The sequence below is a fragment of the Mesorhizobium sp. Root552 genome, assembly GCF_001427285.1.
Classification (GTDB): Bacteria; Pseudomonadota; Alphaproteobacteria; order Rhizobiales; family Rhizobiaceae; genus Mesorhizobium.
Genome location: NZ_LMFV01000034.1, coordinates 184025 through 201960, shown reverse-complemented (window position 1 = coordinate 201960; position 17936 = coordinate 184025). Strand labels below are relative to the sequence as shown.

General features: G+C 61.0%; 15 protein-coding genes and 1 pseudogene. 11 read left to right on the top strand and 5 right to left on the bottom strand.

Annotated elements, in window-relative coordinates; translation table 11 throughout:
• From ASD50_RS14430 to ASD50_RS14415, 5 genes and pseudogenes are all read left to right on the top strand, one after another.
• Window positions 1-739 (top strand): 2-oxo acid dehydrogenase subunit E2 (locus ASD50_RS14430; protein WP_200952418.1); only part of this gene is annotated, 739 nt, incomplete at its 5' end.
• Window positions 740-808: 69 nt separating this feature from the next.
• Window positions 809-907, top strand: a pseudogene (locus ASD50_RS23160) (2-oxo acid dehydrogenase subunit E2); the annotation flags it as partial.
• A gap of 83 nt (window positions 908-990) precedes the next feature.
• Window positions 991-2436, top strand: coding sequence for a dihydrolipoyl dehydrogenase (gene lpdA / locus ASD50_RS14425; protein WP_056242549.1), 1446 nt, complete (start codon window positions 991-993; stop codon window positions 2434-2436).
• Between the two features lie 95 nt (window positions 2437-2531).
• Window positions 2532-3497, top strand: a complete 966-nt coding sequence (lipA, locus tag ASD50_RS14420; protein WP_056242547.1) for a lipoyl synthase — start codon at window positions 2532-2534, stop codon at window positions 3495-3497.
• A gap of 12 nt (window positions 3498-3509) precedes the next feature.
• Entirely contained in the window at window positions 3510-3989 is a 480-nt protein-coding gene (locus ASD50_RS14415; protein WP_056242545.1) for a type II toxin-antitoxin system RatA family toxin, read from the top strand.
• 6 nt (window positions 3990-3995) lie between these two features.
• Here ASD50_RS14415 and ASD50_RS14410 read toward each other — a convergent pair whose 3' ends face one another.
• Both ASD50_RS14410 and ASD50_RS14405 read right to left on the bottom strand, forming a co-directional pair.
• Entirely contained in the window at window positions 3996-4514 is a 519-nt protein-coding gene (locus ASD50_RS14410) for a CinA family protein (RefSeq protein WP_056242543.1), read from the bottom strand.
• Complete coding sequence (locus ASD50_RS14405) at window positions 4511-5740, bottom strand: bifunctional 2-C-methyl-D-erythritol 4-phosphate cytidylyltransferase/2-C-methyl-D-erythritol 2,4-cyclodiphosphate synthase (RefSeq protein ID WP_056242542.1); 1230 nt, start codon at window positions 5738-5740, stop codon at window positions 4511-4513. Before ASD50_RS14405 ends, ASD50_RS14410 begins: the two co-directional genes overlap by 4 nt.
• Window positions 5741-6146: 406 nt before the next feature.
• Here ASD50_RS14405 and dusB point away from each other — a divergent pair, with 406 nt between their 5' ends.
• The 5 genes from dusB to ASD50_RS14380 all read left to right on the top strand — a co-directional run bounded on the left by dusB (window position 6147) and on the right by ASD50_RS14380 (window position 13556).
• On the top strand, window positions 6147-7169 hold the full coding sequence (gene dusB, locus ASD50_RS14400; RefSeq protein ID WP_056242540.1) for a tRNA dihydrouridine synthase DusB: 1023 nt from the start codon (window positions 6147-6149) through the stop codon (window positions 7167-7169).
• Window positions 7166-8308: a two-component system sensor histidine kinase NtrB gene (locus tag ASD50_RS14395; RefSeq protein ID WP_056242538.1), complete on the top strand. Its 1143-nt coding sequence runs from the start codon at window positions 7166-7168 to the stop codon at window positions 8306-8308. Before dusB ends, ASD50_RS14395 begins: the two co-directional genes overlap by 4 nt.
• Window positions 8305-9759, top strand: a complete 1455-nt coding sequence (ntrC, locus tag ASD50_RS14390) for a nitrogen regulation protein NR(I) (protein WP_056242536.1) — start codon at window positions 8305-8307, stop codon at window positions 9757-9759. Before ASD50_RS14395 ends, ntrC begins: the two co-directional genes overlap by 4 nt.
• Window positions 9760-9880: 121 nt before the next feature.
• Complete coding sequence (locus tag ASD50_RS14385; protein WP_413813893.1) at window positions 9881-12205, top strand: ATP-binding protein; 2325 nt, start codon at window positions 9881-9883, stop codon at window positions 12203-12205.
• Window positions 12195-13556, top strand: a complete 1362-nt coding sequence (locus ASD50_RS14380; protein ID WP_056242534.1) for a sigma-54-dependent transcriptional regulator — start codon at window positions 12195-12197, stop codon at window positions 13554-13556. Before ASD50_RS14385 ends, ASD50_RS14380 begins: the two co-directional genes overlap by 11 nt.
• Window positions 13557-13720: 164 nt before the next feature.
• On the opposite strand, the gene ASD50_RS14375 is transcribed toward ASD50_RS14380, so the two are convergent.
• Window positions 13721-15058: an outer membrane protein gene (locus tag ASD50_RS14375; RefSeq protein WP_056242533.1), complete on the bottom strand. Its 1338-nt coding sequence runs from the start codon at window positions 15056-15058 to the stop codon at window positions 13721-13723.
• A gap of 200 nt (window positions 15059-15258) precedes the next feature.
• Window positions 15259-16374, bottom strand: coding sequence for an alanine dehydrogenase (gene ald, locus ASD50_RS14370; RefSeq protein WP_056242531.1), 1116 nt, complete (start codon window positions 16372-16374; stop codon window positions 15259-15261).
• A gap of 153 nt (window positions 16375-16527) precedes the next feature.
• On the opposite strand from ald, the gene ASD50_RS14365 reads away from it, so the two are divergent.
• On the top strand, window positions 16528-17001 hold the full coding sequence (locus ASD50_RS14365) for an Lrp/AsnC family transcriptional regulator (RefSeq protein WP_056242530.1): 474 nt from the start codon (window positions 16528-16530) through the stop codon (window positions 16999-17001).
• 11 nt (window positions 17002-17012) lie between these two features.
• On the opposite strand, the gene ASD50_RS14360 is transcribed toward ASD50_RS14365, so the two are convergent.
• Window positions 17013-17609 (bottom strand): 5-formyltetrahydrofolate cyclo-ligase, encoded by a 597-nt coding sequence (locus ASD50_RS14360; RefSeq protein WP_056242525.1) that lies wholly within the window; start codon window positions 17607-17609, stop codon window positions 17013-17015.
• Between the last annotated feature and the right edge of the window lie 327 nt (window positions 17610-17936).

Here is a 17936-nt window from a genome sequence, read left to right as displayed (position 1 = left end):
AGCCGTGCTCAAGCTGTTCGAGCAAGGCTCCTATGAGCTTGTTCCGCATGACAATATGCGCAAGACGATTGCCCGCAGGCTGGTCGAGGCGAAGTCGACCATTCCGCATTTCTATCTCACCATCGATTGCGAACTCGACGCGCTGCTTGCCTTGAGAAAGCAGCTCAACGACGCCGCCCCGGTCAGGAAGACCGAAAAGGGCGAGGCCCCGGCCTACAAGCTCTCCGTCAACGACATGATCATCAAGGCGATGGCGCTGGCGCTGGTGGAAGTGCCGGACGCCAATGCGTCATGGACCGAAAGCGCCATGGTCAAGCACAAGCACGCCGATGTCGGCGTGGCTGTCTCGATCCCCGGCGGCCTGATCACGCCGATCGTGCGCCGGGCCGAGGAAAAGAGCCTGTCTGCGATCTCCAACGAGATGAAGGACCTGGCTTCGCGGGCCCGCTCGCGCAAGCTGAAGCCGGAGGAGTACCAGGGCGGCACGACGGCTGTGTCGAACCTCGGCATGTTCGGCATCAAGGACTTCGCCGCGGTGATCAATCCGCCGCATGCGACGATCCTTGCGGTCGGGGCCGGCGAGGAACGGGCAGTGGTGAAGAACGGCGAGATCAAAATAGCCACCATCATGTCAGTGACGCTCTCGACCGACCATCGGGCGGTGGACGGCGCACTCGGAGCCGAACTCATCGGCGCCTTCAAGCGCCTCATCGAAAACCCGATGGCCATGCTGGTGTGACAGATAGCGGTGGTGTTGCCGCCTCTGGCATCTGTCATCTGTGCAGGACGAAGGTCACGCCATTGGGGGCTCTCGACCGACCATCGGGCGGTGGACGGCGCACTCGGAGCCGAACTCATCGGCGCCTTCAAGCGCCTCATCGAAAACCCGATGGCCATGCTGGTGTAAATATAAGCGCGGAATGGAGCGGTTTGGTGCCAGCCGGCGCCTGCCGCTGCTCCCGTCCCGCCACCTTGAACTAGGAGATTTCCGTGGCTGAGAATTACGACGTCATCATCATCGGTTCCGGCCCGGGCGGCTATGTCACCGCCGTGCGCTCTGCCCAGCTCGGCTTCAAGACGGCTATCGTCGAGCGCGAGCACCTCGGCGGCATCTGCCTCAACTGGGGCTGCATTCCTACCAAGGCGTTGCTCCGGTCGGCGGAGATCAAGCACTATGCCGAGCATCCCGGCGCTTATGGCCTAAAGATAGACGGCAAGGTAACCGCGGACGTAAAGGCAGTCGTCGAGCGTTCGCGTGGCGTGTCGGCACGCCTGAATGGCGGCGTCGGCTTCCTGATGAAGAAGAACAAGGTCGATGTCATCTGGGGTGAGGCCAAGCTCACCAAGCCCGGCGAAATCGTCGTTTCCAAGACGTCCAAGAAGCCGATGGAACCGCAGCATCCAGCGCCCAAGGGCACCAAGGGCGAGGGCACCTACACCGCCAAGCACATCATCGTTGCTACCGGCGCGCGGCCACGCGCGCTGCCGGGCATCGAACCGGACGGCAAGCTGATCTGGACCTATTTCGAGGCGATGGTGCCGAAGGAAATGCCGAAGTCGCTGCTGGTCATGGGTTCCGGCGCCATCGGCATCGAGTTCGCCTCGTTCTACCGTACCATGGGCGCCGAGGTGACCGTTGTGGAATTGATGCCGGCCGTTATGCCGGTCGAGGATGCCGAAGTCTCGAAATTCGCACAGAAGCAGTTCGAGAAGCAGGGCATGAAGATCATTCTCGAAGCCAAGGTCACCAAGGTCGAGAAGGGCGCCAATTCAGTCACCGCCCATGTCGAGATGAAGGACGGCAAGGTCGAGAAGATCACCGCCGACCGCATGATTTCCGCCGTCGGCGTGCAGGGCAATATCGAAAACCTCGGACTGGAAACCCTTGGCATCAAGACGGATCGCGGCTGCGTGGTCGTTGACGGTTATGGCCGCACCAACGTGCCGGGCGTCTACGCCATCGGCGATGTCGCCGGCCCGCCGATGCTGGCCCACAAGGCCGAGCATGAAGGCGTGATCTGCATCGAGAAGATCGCCAATGTTCCGGGTGTGCACGGCCTCGACAAGTCCAAGATCCCCGGCTGCACTTATTGCAATCCGCAGGTGGCGTCGGTTGGCCTGACTGAAGCCAAGGCCAAGGCCGAAGGCAAGGATATCCGCGTCGGCCGCTTCCAGTTTGCAGCCAACGGAAAGGCAATTGCCTTGGGAGAAGACCAGGGCTTCATCAAGACGATCTTCGACAAGAAGACCGGGCAGTTGCTTGGCGCGCATATGGTCGGCGCGGAAGTTACCGAGCTGATCCAGGGCTTCGTCGTGGCGATGAACCTCGAGACGACCGAGGAAGAATTGATGCACACGGTGTTCCCGCACCCGACGCTGTCGGAAATGATGAAGGAAAGCGTGCTCGACGCCTATGGCCGTGCCCTCAATGCCTAGGCACGGCGAGGCGGCCTTTTTCTTTGCGGCAAAACGCCTTAGATGAAGCTGACCCATTGGGCGCTATGAAGTGCCCGGTATAGAACGGATTGAAGATGGTCACTGTCCTCGACAACATCGCCAACCCGCCTCGCGTCAGGCACCCTGAAAAGGCGCACCGCCCGGATCAGGAAGTGCTGCGCAAGCCCGACTGGATTCGCGTTAAGGCGCCCGTATCCAAGGGATATGCCGAAACACGGGAGATCGTGAAGTCGAACAAGCTGGTAACGGTTTGCGAGGAAGCGGGCTGCCCTAACATTGGCGAGTGCTGGGACAAGAAGCACGCCACCTTCATGATCATGGGCGAAATCTGCACGCGGGCCTGCGCCTTTTGCAATGTCGCCACCGGCATTCCGACCGCGCTTGATGCCGGCGAACCGGAACGCGTCGCGACCGCCGTGAAGACGATGGGCCTCACCCATGTCGTCATCACCTCCGTTGACCGCGACGACCTTCCCGACGGTGGTGCCCAGCATTTCGCCGATGTCATCAAGGCGATCCGCACACTGACGCCCAACACAACCATCGAAATCCTGACGCCGGACTTCCTGCGCAAGGATGGGGCGTTGGAAGTCGTCGTGGCCGCAAAGCCGGACGTCTTCAACCACAATCTGGAAACCGTGCCGTCCAACTATCTGACCGTGCGGCCCGGCGCGCGCTACTTCCATTCCATTCGCCTGCTGCAGCGGGTGAAGGAACTCGATCCGTCGATCTTCACCAAGTCGGGCATCATGGTCGGGCTCGGCGAAGAGCGGAACGAAGTGCTGCAATTGATGGATGACCTGCGGTCGGCCAATGTCGACTTCATGACCATCGGCCAGTACCTGCAGCCGTCGAAGAAGCACCATCCGGTGATCCGCTTCGTCACGCCGGAAGAGTTCAAGTCTTTCGAGACGATCGGCAAGACCAAGGGCTTCCTGCTCGTTGCATCAAGCCCACTGACGCGCTCCTCGCACCATGCCGGCGAGGATTTTGCGCGGCTGAGGGCCGCGCGCGAGGCAGCCTTGGCCAAGTCAGCGTAGCTTCCCGGTTTCATGCCGCAATTCGAAGCCACCCGCCGCGTCGCCCATTCGCCGGACGAAATGTTTGCGCTGGTCGCAGATGTCGAACGCTATCCCGAGTTCCTGCCTTTGTGCGAGGCGCTGACGGTGCAGTCTCGCCGCGAGCGCGACGGTCGCACCTTGCTCGTCGCCAGCATGAGCGTCGGTTACAAGGCAATCCGCGAAAGCTTTACGACGCAGGTGCTGCTGAAGCCCGACGAGAAGGTCATCGACGTCAAATACATCGACGGGCCATTCAAATATCTCAGCAATGTATGGGGTTTCGAGCCGGCGAGCGACGGATGTTTCGTGCGCTTCTTCATAGACTACGAATTCAAGAGCCGGTTGCTCGGCGCTGTCATGGGCACGATGTTCGACCGGGCTTTCCGCATGTTCTCGGAAGCTTTTGAAAAGCGCGCCGACGTCATCTACGGCACGGGCGTATCGGAAAAGCCTGCGCCGGACGTGGCCTGACTCGTATTATTTCGCCAGAGCGTCGAGACCCATCGTCAGTGCATGGCGCACCGTCTCGCGGCGGATGAAGTCGCGACCGCGATTTTCAAAAATGCGCTTTTCCGCCATCACCGGCTTGCCGGTGAGCGCCAGGCCGAACCACACCAGCCCGACCGGCTTTTCGGCGCTGCCGCCATCCGGGCCGGCGATACCGGTGACGGCGAGTGCGATGCCGGCTTTTGATCGCTCCAAAGCGCCCTTGGCCATTTCGCGCGCGGCTTCGGATGATACCGCGCCATGCGCTTCCAGGGTTGCTTTCGAAACGCCCAGCATGTCCATCTTGGCTTCGTTGGAATAGGTAACGAAACCACGGTCCACCATTGACGAAGACCCCGGAATGTCGGTCATCGCCGCGATGACAAGGCCGCCGGTGCAGCTTTCGGCCGTTGCCGCGAGGATGCCGTGCCTGTGGCAAGCCTTGAGAAAGCGGTCGGCCAGATCGCCGATGTCAGCCTGCTTTATTTCACCCGTGCCGGCTTCGGTCATTCCGGCACCTCTCCGGGATAGATCACACTCGCTGTCGCGATTGCCGCGATGCCTTCCTCGCGACCGACGAAGCCGAGTTTCTCGTTCGTCGTTGCCTTGATCGAAATCCGCTCGCCTGCAATGCCGAGCATGTCGGACAGGGCGGTGACCATCGCCTCGCGGTGCGGCCCGATTTTCGGCGCTTCGCATATGAGTGTCACGTCGGCATTGGCGATGCGCCCGCCGCGTTCCCGCACCAGCTTGACGGCGTGCTCGACGAATATCCGGGACGCGGCACCTTTCCATTGCGGTTCGGAAGGCGGGAAGTGCGTGCCGATATCGCCCGCGCCGCAAGTTGCCAGCAACGCATCGGTCAGGGCATGCAGGCCCACATCGGCGTCGGAATGACCGGAGAGCTTCTTCGAATGCGGGATGGCGACGCCGCAAAGCGTGACGCGGTCTCCCGCCTCGAACGAATGCACGTCGTAGCCGTTGCCTGTGCGCACATCGGGAAAGCTCGGAGCCAATGTCTTCAGCCTCTGGTCAGCCATCGCAATATCCCTTGCCCAGGTAAGTTTCACATTGTCCGGCGAGCCGGGCACCAGCTTGACTGGAATTTGCGCCCATTCGGCGATTGCCGCGTCATCCGTAAAATCGTGGCGGCCGATCAGGTGCGCCTTCTCGTGCGCTTCGAGAATCGGATTGAAGGGGAAGCCCTGCGGTGTCTGCGCACCGTGCAAGCCCGCACGCGGCACGGTTTCGCCCACCATTCCACCGAACGCCTCGCGCTTCAGCGTATCGGCCACCGGCAGCGTCGGCAGCGCGCCCTGGCTATCTCCGATCGTCTCGATGGTCCGGCTGAGCAGTTCGCCATCTGCAAAGGGCCTTACCGCGTCGTGGATAAGCACTTTGGCGGGTGCATGGTCACGCAGCGCCAGAAGTCCGAGCCGCACCGATTCCTGCCGGGTCGGGCCACCGATGACGGTGATCACCCGTTCGCAGTTCTCTCCGGCGGCATGCTCGAAAAGTTCCTTGTCGTCGGCATGGATCGCAACGACCACCGTATCGACCATCGGGTGCGACAGGAATGTTTCCAGCGTGCGCGCAATAACTGCGCGACCGCCGATGATGCGATATTGCTTGGGTCCGTCGGCTTGCCCCGCACGCTCGCCCCGCCCGGCGGCAACGATGACCGCCGCGATCCGGTTCGCACGTCCTGCTGGGGAAATGTTGGTCGGGTCTGCCATGGCTGGTGCTAGGACCAATCGACATTCAGGTTTCGGGCGTGGCGCGAGCCGGATTTCGGTCTTGAAAAGGAGAAAAGCGCAAGGCGGTGCCGACCACCGTTGAGCCCTTTCGACGCATTCAGGGCCGAAATACGCCGCGTTTTGCTGGGATATGGCCAAAATCGCCTATTTCCGCGTCGCGAATCCTCGACGGTGGCCCACACCGCCTTCGGCTCCGCTCCTCGAACTGAGCGATTTTTGCTCATACCACGCCTCAAACCCTGAATGTCGATTGGTCCTAGTCGGGAGATACCTAGAAGACCAGCATTTTCCAAAATTAGCCTCAATGTGGCGACATGGCGCGTTGCGCGCCTTTCACAATTTGTCTAGTAATTATGCAACAAGGAAATCTGCTTTGTTTTTGTGCATGAGTGATGTGACCGTTCTGGCCAAACCGCTTGAGATAGGCGGCGTCGAAATACGCAATCGCGTGTTTCTGGCGCCGATGTCCGGCATTACCGACGAACCGTTCCGCAAGCGCGCCTACCAGCATGGCGCAGGACTGGTCGTGTCCGAAATGGTCGCGAGCGGCGAATTGGCCAAGGGCAGGGCCGGCTTCAACGTCCGCATCCGCCATTCCGGCCTGCCTGTCCACATGGTCCAGCTTGCAGGCCGGGAATCGGCCCACATGGCCGAAGCCGCGCGCATCGCCGTGGGCGAGGGCGCCGACATCATCGACATCAACATGGGTTGCCCGGCCAAGAAGGTGACGGGCGGTTATGCCGGGTCGGCCCTGATGCTCGATCTCGATCATGCGCTTTCGCTGATCGACGCGGTCATCGGTGCGGTCAATGTGCCGGTCACCGTAAAGATGCGTCTCGGCTGGGATGAAAATGCGCTCAATGCCCCCATGCTTGCCCGCCGCGCCGAACAGGCCGGCGTGAAGATGGTGACTGTGCATGGCCGCACGCGCTGCCAGTTCTACAACGGCAAGGCGGACTGGCGGGCCATTGCCCGCATCAAGGCTGCTGTCTCCATCCCCGTCGTCGCCAATGGCGATGTCACCTCTGCCGAGGATGCTGCCGGCATCCTGGAGCAGTCGGGAGCCGATGCCGTGATGGTCGGGCGCGCGCATTACGGCGCGCCTTGGACGGCAGGCGGCATCGCGGCAGCGGCTTCGGGAACAGAAACGCCGGCCCGGCCCGAACAGGTTGCAGACCTCATCGGCTATATCGTTTCACACTATGAGGACATGCTCGCTCTCTATGGCGAGGAAAGCGGGTTGAGGCAGGCACGCAAGCATCTGGGCTGGTACCTCGACCGCCACGCCCCTGCGATTTCGCCGGAGCGGCGCAAGGCGATCCTCACCTGTGGCGAACCGAGCGCCGTCATTTCCCTGCTGCGCGACGCCCTGTCGTCTGGTGCCGCATCTCTGGAAATCGCCGCATGACCATCGCGCAGGCTCAAAATTCAGGTGTTGCGGATGCAGCGCAGGTGTTGCTCAACACGATCAGGCGGCCGGTCATCATGGTCGATCCGGATGGCTTCATCTCGTTTGCCAACGCCGATGCGGAAGACTTCTTCCGCTCGAGCGCTGCCATGCTTGCCCGCAACACCTTGTCGAAGCTGATCCCGTTCGGCAGCCCGCTGCTCACCCTTGTCGATCAGGTTCGCGAGCGCCGTGCGCCGGTCAACGAATACCGGGTCGATGTCTCATCGCCGCGCCTCGGCATTGAAAAAATGGTCGACCTCTACGTCGCCCCCGTGCCGGAATTTCCCGGCTCCGTGGTGGTGATGTTCCAGGAACGCTCGATGGCCGACAAGATCGACCGTCAGATGACGCATCGTGGCGCTGCCCGATCCGTCACCGGTCTGGCGGCGATGCTGGCGCATGAGATCAAGAACCCGCTGTCCGGCATTCGCGGCGCCGCCCAGTTGCTCGAACAGTCCGCCTCCGACGAAGACCGCGCGCTGACGCGCCTCATCACCGACGAGACAGACCGTATCGTGGCGCTGGTCGATCGCATGGAAGTCTTTTCCGACGAGCGTCCCATCGACCGCTACCCGGTCAACATTCATGTGGTCCTGGATCACGTCAAGGCGATCGCGAGAAATGGATTCGCTAACAAGATCAAGATATTCGAGGACTATGATCCATCATTGCCTCCGGTCTATGCAAACCGCGACCAGTTGATCCAGGTGTTCCTGAACCTCGTCAAGAACGCGGCAGAGGCAGTCGGCAGCGATCCGTTGGGCGAAATCGTTCTTTCGACGGCGTTCCGGCCCGGCATCCGCATGTCCGTTCCCGGTACGCAGGAGCGCGTGTCGCTGCCGTTGGAATTCTGCGTCCACGACAACGGGCCGGGCGTTTCGGAAGACATTTTGCCGATCCTGTTCGATCCATTCATAACGACCAAGCCGAACGGTTCCGGCCTTGGCCTCGCGCTGGTGGCAAAAATCGTTGGCGAGCATGGCGGCATTGTCGAGTGCGAAACCACGCCGCGTGGAACCACGTTCCGCGTGCTGATGCCAGCCTGGAAGGAACTACCGACCGATCCCGGTGCCGATAGCGAGGGTAACCGCCCATGACCACGCCAGGCCATATTCTCGTAGCCGATGACGATGCTGCCATCCGCACCGTTCTCAATCAGGCGCTGTCGCGCGTTGGGCATGAGGTGCGCGTAACCTCGAACGCGGCGACCCTGTGGCGCTGGATCGCCGCCGGCGAGGGCGACCTGGTCATCACCGATGTCGTCATGCCGGACGAAAACGCCTTCGACATGCTGCCGCGCATCAAGAAGGCGCGGCCCGAATTGCCGGTTGTCGTGATGAGCGCGCAGAATACGTTCATGACCGCAATCCGCGCTTCCGAGGCGGGTGCATATGAATATCTGCCGAAGCCCTTCGACCTCACCGAACTGCTCGCCATCGTCAACCGTGCGCTGTCGGAACCGCGCCGCCCGAAGATCGAGCTTCGGCTGGATGAACAGCCCGAAAACATGCCGCTGGTCGGCCGGTCCGGTGCGATGCAGGACATCTACCGCATGCTGGCCCGGATGATGCAGACGGACCTGACCGTCATGATCAGTGGCGAATCCGGCACCGGCAAGGAGTTGGTGGCACGCGCGCTGCATGAATATGGCCGTCGGCGTGGCGGCCCTTTTGTCGCTATCAACATGGCTGCCATTCCGCGCGACCTGATTGAATCCGAGCTCTTCGGCCATGAGAAGGGCGCGTTCACGGGCGCGCAGAACCGCTCCACCGGGCGCTTCGAGCAGGCTGAGGGCGGCACGCTTTTCCTTGACGAGATCGGCGACATGCCGATGGAGGCGCAAACCCGCCTGCTGCGCGTGCTCCAGCAAGGCGAATACACCACTGTCGGCGGCCGCACGCCCATCAAGACCGATGTGCGCATCGTCGCGGCGACCAACAAGGACCTGCGCGCCCTGATCAATCAGGGGCTTTTCCGCGAGGACTTGTTTTACCGGTTAAACGTCGTGCCGCTGCGGCTTCCTCCCTTGCGCGAGCGCTCGGAGGACATTCCCGATCTTGTGCGGCATTTCTTCAAGGCCGGTTCAAGCCAGGGTTTGCAGGCGAAGCAGATTTCGCCCGCCGGCATCGAGTTGATGAAGCGCTATGCCTGGCCGGGCAACGTGCGCGAGCTTGAAAACCTGATCCGCCGGCTCGCCGCCCTCTACACGCAAGACGAGATTTCAGCCGAAATCATCGAGGCCGAGCTCAGCGTTGGAGAAGCGCCCGGCGATACGGCCGCCGCAACGTTCATTCCCGAAACTCTCTCTATCGGTCAGGCGATGGAGCACTATCTGCAGCGTCATTTCGCTTCGTTCGGCGGCGAACTGCCGCCACCCGGCCTTTATCAAAGGATTCTGGAGGAAGTGGAGTATCCTTTGGTGCTGGCCGCGATGACGGCAACGCGTGGCAACCAGATCAAGGCAGCGGATTTGCTTGGCCTCAACCGCAACACGCTGCGCAAGAAAATCCGCGACCTGGGGATCAACGTCTACAAGTCCGCGCGCTGAAGGCGGTTTCTGGCTGGTCCGAATCTGCTTCGCCGGCTCTCCATGAACGCCTGACGCAACGGCATATGAAAAGCCGTTGAAAACCACATTCCGGGCGAGTCTTTGTTGCATAATCGCCACAATGCGTTGCATACATGTGACTCAATCCATGGTTTCAGTCGGCGAAATGGCAACTCAGGTACCCACATTGAGCGGGCTACGCTTTCGCAAAAGCGGCTTCCAGGAAGCCCGGCGATTGCTGGCCTTGCCCGGCATCCTCGCCATATTGGGCGCGGTGCTTGCTGCTGCCGTGTCGTTCGCAATTCTTGTCGGCATCACACCGATTGCGCCGGATTCCACTACGACGCTTGTCTTGATCGGCCTGAACGCTGCCTTCATCCTGGCCCTGGTCGTGCTGATCGTTCGCGAAGTGCATCGCATTGTCATGGCGCGGCGCATCGGAAAAGCAGCGTCCCGGTTGCATGTGCGCATTGTGGCGATGTTCGTGCTGGTCGCTGCGATACCGGCCATCATGGTGGCGATCGTTGCCTCGGTCACGCTCAACATCGGCCTCGACCGCTGGTTCGAAATCCGTACCAAGACAATCATCAACTCGTCGCTGTCGATTGCCGACGCCTATGTGCAGGAAAATGCCCGCAATCTTCAGGGCACCACTCTGTCGATGGCCTATGACCTCGACAATGCCCGCACGCTCTATGGTCTGGATCGCACGGGTTTTCTCGATCTGATGAACAAGGAAACCGTCGGACGTGGATTGGCGCACGCCGCGCTGGTCAAGCCCGATGGCTCCTTTGTCATGAGCGCCGTAACCCAGGCTGATTTCGCAATGCCGGAGCCTCCGAGCGGCGCTGTCGAAACGGCGACCGATGGCAAGCCTGTTTTGATTGAGCCGCGCACGCGCAACATCATGGGCGCTATCGTCAAGCTAAGGGAGATCGAGGGGCTCTATCTCTACACCATCAAGCTGGTCGATCCCGAAGTCATCAAGGCTCGGCAGATCGTCCGTGCAAACACAGACGAGTACCGTGGCCTGGAAGCCAATCGCCGTCCTTCGCAGCTTGCGTTCGCGCTGCCATATCTGTCTTTGACGCTCATCATCATCCTGTCCGCGATCTGGACGGGCATTGCCGTCGCGGACCGGCTGGTTCGCCCGATCCGTCAGCTGATCGGCGCAGCAGATGAGGTGGCGACGGGTAATCTCGACGTGTCTGTTCCCGTGCGCCCGTCCGACGGCGACGTCGCTTCGCTCGGCGATACGTTCAACAACATGCTTCTTGAGCTCAAGTCGCAGCGCAACGAGCTGTTGTCCGCCAAGGATCTGATCGATGAGCGCCGCCGCTTCTCTGAAGCCGTGCTTGAGGGCGTGACGGCGGGGGTTATCGGCGTTGACGCCGAAGGCATTGTTACGATTGTCAATCGATCGGCTGAAACCATGCTGGGCATTCCGGCCGAAACGGCCATTGGGCAGAACCTCTCAGTGCTTCTGCCCTTGGTCGGGCGCGCGTTCGAAATCGGGCGCATGTCGGACAAGTCCGCCTATCGTGAGCAGGTGGCCTTCTCCCGGCTTGGCAGCGAGCGAACCTACAATATACAGGTGACGATGGAGAAGGAGGACAACGACACCGCCGCCAAATCCTATGTCGTTACGGTCGATGACATCACCGATCTCGTTCAAGCCCAGCGCACTTCGGCCTGGGCTGACGTGGCGCGGCGCATCGCGCACGAAATCAAGAATCCGCTGACCCCGATCCAGTTGTCTGCCGAGCGTATCAAGCGCCGCTACGGCAAGGTGATCACCGAGGATCGCGAGGTCTTCGATCAATGTACCGATACGATTATCCGGCAGGTTGGCGATATCGGCCGCATGGTCGACGAGTTCTCGTCCTTCGCCCGCATGCCGAAGCCGGACATGAAGGAGCTCGACTTGCGTGAACCGCTGCGCGAGGCCTCCTTCCTCGTCGAGGTGAGCCGGCCCGACATCACTTTCGAGCGCTCGTTTGGCGATAAGCCGCTCAAGGGCACCTTCGATAGCCGCCTGATCGCGCAGGCATTCGGCAACGTCATCAAGAACGCTTCGGAAGCGATGGAAGGCATCGAGCGCAGCGGCGGGACAGCCAATGCCATCCGCATTCGAGCTGAGCGGCAGGGCGATTCGATCAGGGTCGACGTGATCGACAATGGCAAAGGTTTGCCGCGCGAGCATCGCCAGCGTCTTCTCGAGCCCTATATGACCACGCGTGACAAAGGTACCGGCCTTGGCCTCGCTATCGTCAAGAAGATCGTGGAAGACCATGGCGGTCATCTGGAACTTCATGATGCGCCGGCCGAGTTTTATGGCGGACGCGGGGCCATGATCAGCATGATTTTGCCGGCTTCGACGGCAACACCGAACGAAAGCAGCGCACCATCCTCAAAAGAAACTGAAAAGGTCGACAATGGCGTCTGACATTCTCATCGTTGATGACGAAGAAGACATCCGGGAACTGGTCGCAGGCATCCTAAGCGACGAAGGCCACGAGACGCGTACCGCGCACGACGCCGATAGCGCGCTTGCGTCCATCGCCGACCGCGCGCCGCGCCTGATCTTTCTCGACATCTGGTTGCAAGGCTCCCGTCTGGACGGCCTCGCCCTGTTGGACGAGATCAAGACGATGCACCCCAATCTGCCGGTGGTAATGATCTCCGGCCACGGCAACATCGAGACCGCCGTCTCGGCCATCCGCCGAGGCGCCTACGATTTTATTGAAAAGCCGTTCAAGGCCGACCGCCTCATCCTCGTCGCCGAACGCGCTATCGAGACATCGAAGCTCAAGCGCGAGGTTTCGGACCTCAAGCAGCGCAGCGGCGAGACGTTCGATCTCATCGGCATGTCGTCGGCCATGAGCCAGCTACGCCAGACGATCGAGCGCATCGCGCCGACCAACAGCCGCGTCATGATCATCGGCCCGTCCGGTTCCGGCAAAGAGTTGGCCGCGCGTGCCATACATGCCCTGTCTGCCCGCAAGAGCGGTCCGTTCGTGACGTTGAGCGCGGCGACGATTACGCCCGAGCGCATGGAAATCGAACTGTTCGGCACCGAATCGAACGGCACCGAACGCAAGGTCGGCGCGCTCGAAGAGGCGCATCGGGGCATTCTCTACATCGATGAAGTTGCCGACATGCCGCGGGAGACGCAGAACAAGATCCTTCGGGTTCTGGTCGAGCAGCAGTTCGAGCGGGTAGGCGGCACCAAGCGGGTCAAGGTCGATGTGCGCATCATCACTTCGACCTCCCAGAACCTTGAGGCGATGATTGCGGATGGTCGTTTCCGTGAAGACCTTTACCATCGCCTCGCAGTGGTGCCGGTGAATGTTCCGGGTCTCGCCGAGCGGCGCGAGGACATCCCCTATCTGGTCGATCATTTCATGAAGCAGATTGCCCGCCAGGCGGGCATGAAATCGCGGCGCATCGGCGACGACGCAATGGCGGTTCTGCAGGCGCACAACTGGCCGGGAAACGTTCGCCAGCTACGCAACAATGTCGAACGCCTGATGATCCTTGCGCGCGGCGATGACGTCGAATCGCCAATCACGGCGGATTTGCTGCCGTCCGAGATCGGCGATGTCATGCCGCGTACGCCCAACCAGTCGGACCAGCACATCATGGCGCTGCCGCTGCGCGAAGCGCGCGAGCAGTTCGAGAAGGATTATCTGATCGCCCAGATCAACCGGTTCGGCGGCAATATCTCGCGAACCGCCGAGTTCATCGGCATGGAGCGCTCGGCGCTGCACCGCAAGCTCAAGTCCCTCGGCGTCTAACGCGCGATCACGTTGGTGCCCTCTCCCGGCGCAGCCTGAAACCGATCGAGCCGCCTGACGCGTGCGCGCGCCCGCGCGTGTCATGGCTTCAGTTTCTGATTCTGCGCAGGAGTAAAAAAGAAGGGCTCGCGATTGCGAGCCCTCAAATGCTTGTCCGCCAGGTCTCAGTTGAACTTGTATTTGAGACCAAAACGGGCAGTGTGGAACGATGGTTCCACTTCCACGGTGCCGGGAGGTGCGCCGAGTTGAGCCGAGAAATCCTTGTCGGCAAACTGTGTGTAGCGATATTCCAGTCCGACGGTCACGTTGTCGGTCACCGCCGTTTCAAGTCCGCCGCCAAGCGAGAAGCCGCTTGAGTCCCAATCGATCAGCGAGGTCGACGGTGCGCCGCCTGCGGCCGCGTTGAGATCGAAATGCTGCCAGCTGTAGCCGCCGAGAACATAGGCCAGGGTCGATTCATTGACCTTCATGCCGGCGCGAGCCAGCACGTCGAAGCCGTAGTCGGCTTCCAGCTTCGCATCGAAACCAAGAGCCGCGGCGTCGATATCGGTTGAAATGCCGGAGTAGCGCGCGTCGAGCATGACGCCCGCGACCCAGGTTCCGAAATCGTGGTCGTAGCCCACGTTGGCCTCTCCGAATACGCCTTCGCCGCCGAGACCGTTCACGTCGATGATCCCGCCGCCGGGATTGATGGACAGGTCGTGCACCACCGAGCCGGCGCCCAGCGCGCCGCCTGCATAGAAGCCTGTCCAGTCATAGGACGCCGCCGCAAACGAGGCGCCCCCGCCATTTTGCGCGCCGAAGCGGTAGTTTGCGCCGACGTGGAACGTGTGTGTCGATGGCTGGATGTTGAGCAGCGTCCCGCCGAGGTCGGCGATCGTGTCGTTGCCGTAGTCAGAGTAGCGATACTCGGTCTTCAGGGTCCAGTTGCCGGAAACGGCCGTTTCCATGCCGACGCCCAGGATGTATCCGCTGCGGTCCTCACTTGCCGATATCGCCGGCCCGCCGGGAATACTGCCATCGAGCTCGAAGTGCTGCCAGCCGTAGCCGCCCAGCACGTAGGCGAGGGTGGAAGGAGCGACGAGGTAGCCCAGTCTCGCGCCGACGTCGAAACCGTAGCTGTTAGTAAGTTCGATATCAGCTACCGTGACGCCACCGGTGCTGGCTTCGATCGCTGGACCGATATTGCCGAAGTGTGCGTCGATGAAGCCGCCCAGCAGAACGCGCTCCGAGACCATGTAGTCGTAGCCGGCGGTTACCTCGCCAAACACGCCTTCACCGCCGAGCCCATTGAAGCTTGCCGAGTCGACGCCGTCGGTAATTTCAAAGCGATGCACAACAGCGCCAACCCCAACGCCTGCGCCTACATATGCACCGCCCCAGTTGAAGCCGGATGGCGCTTCGGCTGGAAGCTGAGGGTCGGCGGCGTAAGCAGCCCCACCCCAAACCAGCAAAGCTGATGTGCAAAGAAGAAGAGTTTTCGAGCGAGATCCCCGCAGCATTTCAAGTCCCCAAAGTCAAACCTATAGGTTGTAAGTACCATAAGCCAGACGTTTTGGGTGTAACCCATATGCAACTATTCTAATCAAATCGATCAGCCGGATTCAGCCGAATGGTGTAGATCAAAGCGTCAAAACCGCTCTTTCACGCGCAAAAATGCCCGCGAGAACGTCTCGCGGGCATCATTTTAGTGTTTTTCGCTTCAGGCGGCCAATACTGATTTCGGCTCGGACATCTCGTAACCGAGCGCTTCGGCCACTGCCCTGTTGGTGATCCTGCCTTTGTGAATGTTCAATCCGTTGCGCAGATGCTGATCGTCCACCAGCGCCTTCAAGCCCTTGTCGGCAAGCTGCAGGCCATAGTGCAATGTCGCATTGTTGAGCGCATGCGCCGATGTCACCGGCACCGCACCCGGCATGTTGGCCACGCAATAATGAATGACGCCGTCGATCTCATAAGTGGGGTCGGCGTGCGTGGTCGCATGCGAGGTTTCGAAGCAACCGCCCTGGTCGATGGCCACGTCCACCAGAACCGCACCTTTCTTCATGCCCGACAGCATCTCGCGGGTGACGAGCTTGGGGGCCGCAGCGCCGGGGATCAGCACCGCGCCGACGATGATGTCGGCGGAGAAGCATTCCTCCTCCAGGGCCTCGACCGTCGAATAGCGCGTGTGGATGCGACCGCCAAACAGGTCGTCGAGCTGACGCAGGCGCGGGATCGAGCGGTCGATGATGGTGACGTCGGCACCGAGCCCGGCAGCCATCCTGGCTGCGTGCAGGCCGACGACGCCGCCGCCCAGAACCGTGACCTTGCCGGGCGGAACGCCGGGCACGCCGCCCAACAGCACACCGCGTCCGCCATTGGCCTTCTGTAGCGCGGTTGCGCCAGCCTGGATCGACAGGCGGCCCGCGACCTCCGACATCGGCGCAAGCAACGGCAGGCCGCCACGGTCGTCGGTGACTGTCTCGTAAGCGATGGCGGTCACGCCTGAGCCGATCAGGCCCTTGGTCTGCTCCGGATCGGGAGCGAGGTGGAGATAGGTGTAGAGGATCTGGCCTTCGCGCAACTGCACCCATTCGTTGGGCTGCGGTTCCTTGACCTTGACGATCATGTCGGACTTGGCGAACACATCGGCGGCCGTGGCGGCAATTGCCGCGCCGGCGGCGCGATAGGCGTTGTCGTCGGCGCCGATGCCGCCGCCTGCGCCGGTCTCGACCAGTACTTCGTGCCCATGGGCAACGTACTCTCGAACCGACCCAGGCGTCAGTCCGACACGATATTCATGATTCTTGATTTCCTTGGGGCATCCGACGCGCATTTTTTGTCTCCTCCAGGCCGTTCCGTCATCGCCTGCAATATCAGCAGTCTTTCATGAATCGCCTCGCATGTGTTTGCGAAGGTGCTTGCTCGGGCGTCCAATCTTCGTTATTGCTTGCGCAACAATGCATATTTGTCGCAGGATTCACGAAAAATGGCACTGGATAGGATCGATATCGCTATTCTCGATACGCTTCAGAAAGATGGCCGCATGCCCAACGCGGCGTTGGCGGAGAAGGTCGGCCTGTCTCAGTCCGCCTGTTCGCGGCGGTTGGACAATCTGGAGCGGTCCGGCACGATCAGGGGCTATCACGCCCAGCTTTCCAATGCCGCGCTCGGTCACCAGACAACGGTCATCGTGCACATATCGCTTTCCGGCCAGTTCGAGAAGACCCTGTCCGACTTCGAGGCTGCGATCAAACGCTGTCCCAATGTGCTTTCCTGCCACCTGATGTCGGGCGAATACGATTATGTCCTGCGCATCGCCGCAAAGGACCTTGCCGACTATGAGCGCATCCACAAGGAATGGCTGTCCGCGATGCCGCATGTGACGAAGATCAATTCGTCCTTCGCCCTTCGCGAGATCATCGACCGCACGGCTCTTGGCCTGAAGCCGGAACTCGTCTGACGAAACAGGATTCAGGCGGCGGAAGCCTCTGTCACGATCTTGTCCATCGGAATGTCGTGCGTCTGCGGGTAGATGGTCGCAATGCGCTGCAATTCGTAGCCGATGCCGATGACGAGCGGCTTGAATGGCATCGCCGCAAGCGTTCGGTCGAAGAAGCCGCCGCCATAGCCTAGCCGGTAGTTGCCAGGATCGACGCCAACGATCGGCGAGATGACGATGTCGGGATAAACCGGATCGCCCTCGGCAGGGATCGGGATATTCCAGACGCCCTTTTCCAGACGGTCACCGGATTTGTAGGCCTTGAAAACGAGCGGCTGGCCTTTTTCGATCACGAGCGGCAGCGCTGTCCGTCCGCCGCGGGCGTTGATGCTTTCCATCCAGGGGCGTAGGTCCGGCTCGCCTCGAAACGGCCAGTAAAGGCTGACCATGCGCCCTGAAGGGTCGCCGATCACGCGATCCAGGCCCTCCGCAATGCGGGCCGACATCGCTGCGCGGGTATCGGCGGAAACGGCAAGCCGTGCGGCGATCAGGCGTTCCCGTTCCGCCTTGCGCCATTGGCGGATGTCTGCCCAATCCGTCATGGGTGCCGGATTGTCGCTGCCAGCCATAGTCGTCCTCCGCCCGATTATTCGTCGTGTTTGAAAAGTATAGTGACGCAATGTGTGTCGCTTGACGATATTTTATCGACTGCCGGCGCTGAGCTTTTTGCCGCAGGCGTTGTACTGCGCGGGATTGGCCGACAGTTGCATAACCGCTATAGCTGTCTGCGTTGATATGCGCTAACCAAGGTCATGCGCTACGTCATCATCATCGTCAGCTTGGCTCTTCTAGTCATCTGGGACGGCCTTTATAACGATGGCCAATACTTGGATTTTTCAGTCCGCAGTGTGAAGAACGTCGTGCGGATGGTTACTGGCTGACCTGCTTTGCGACCT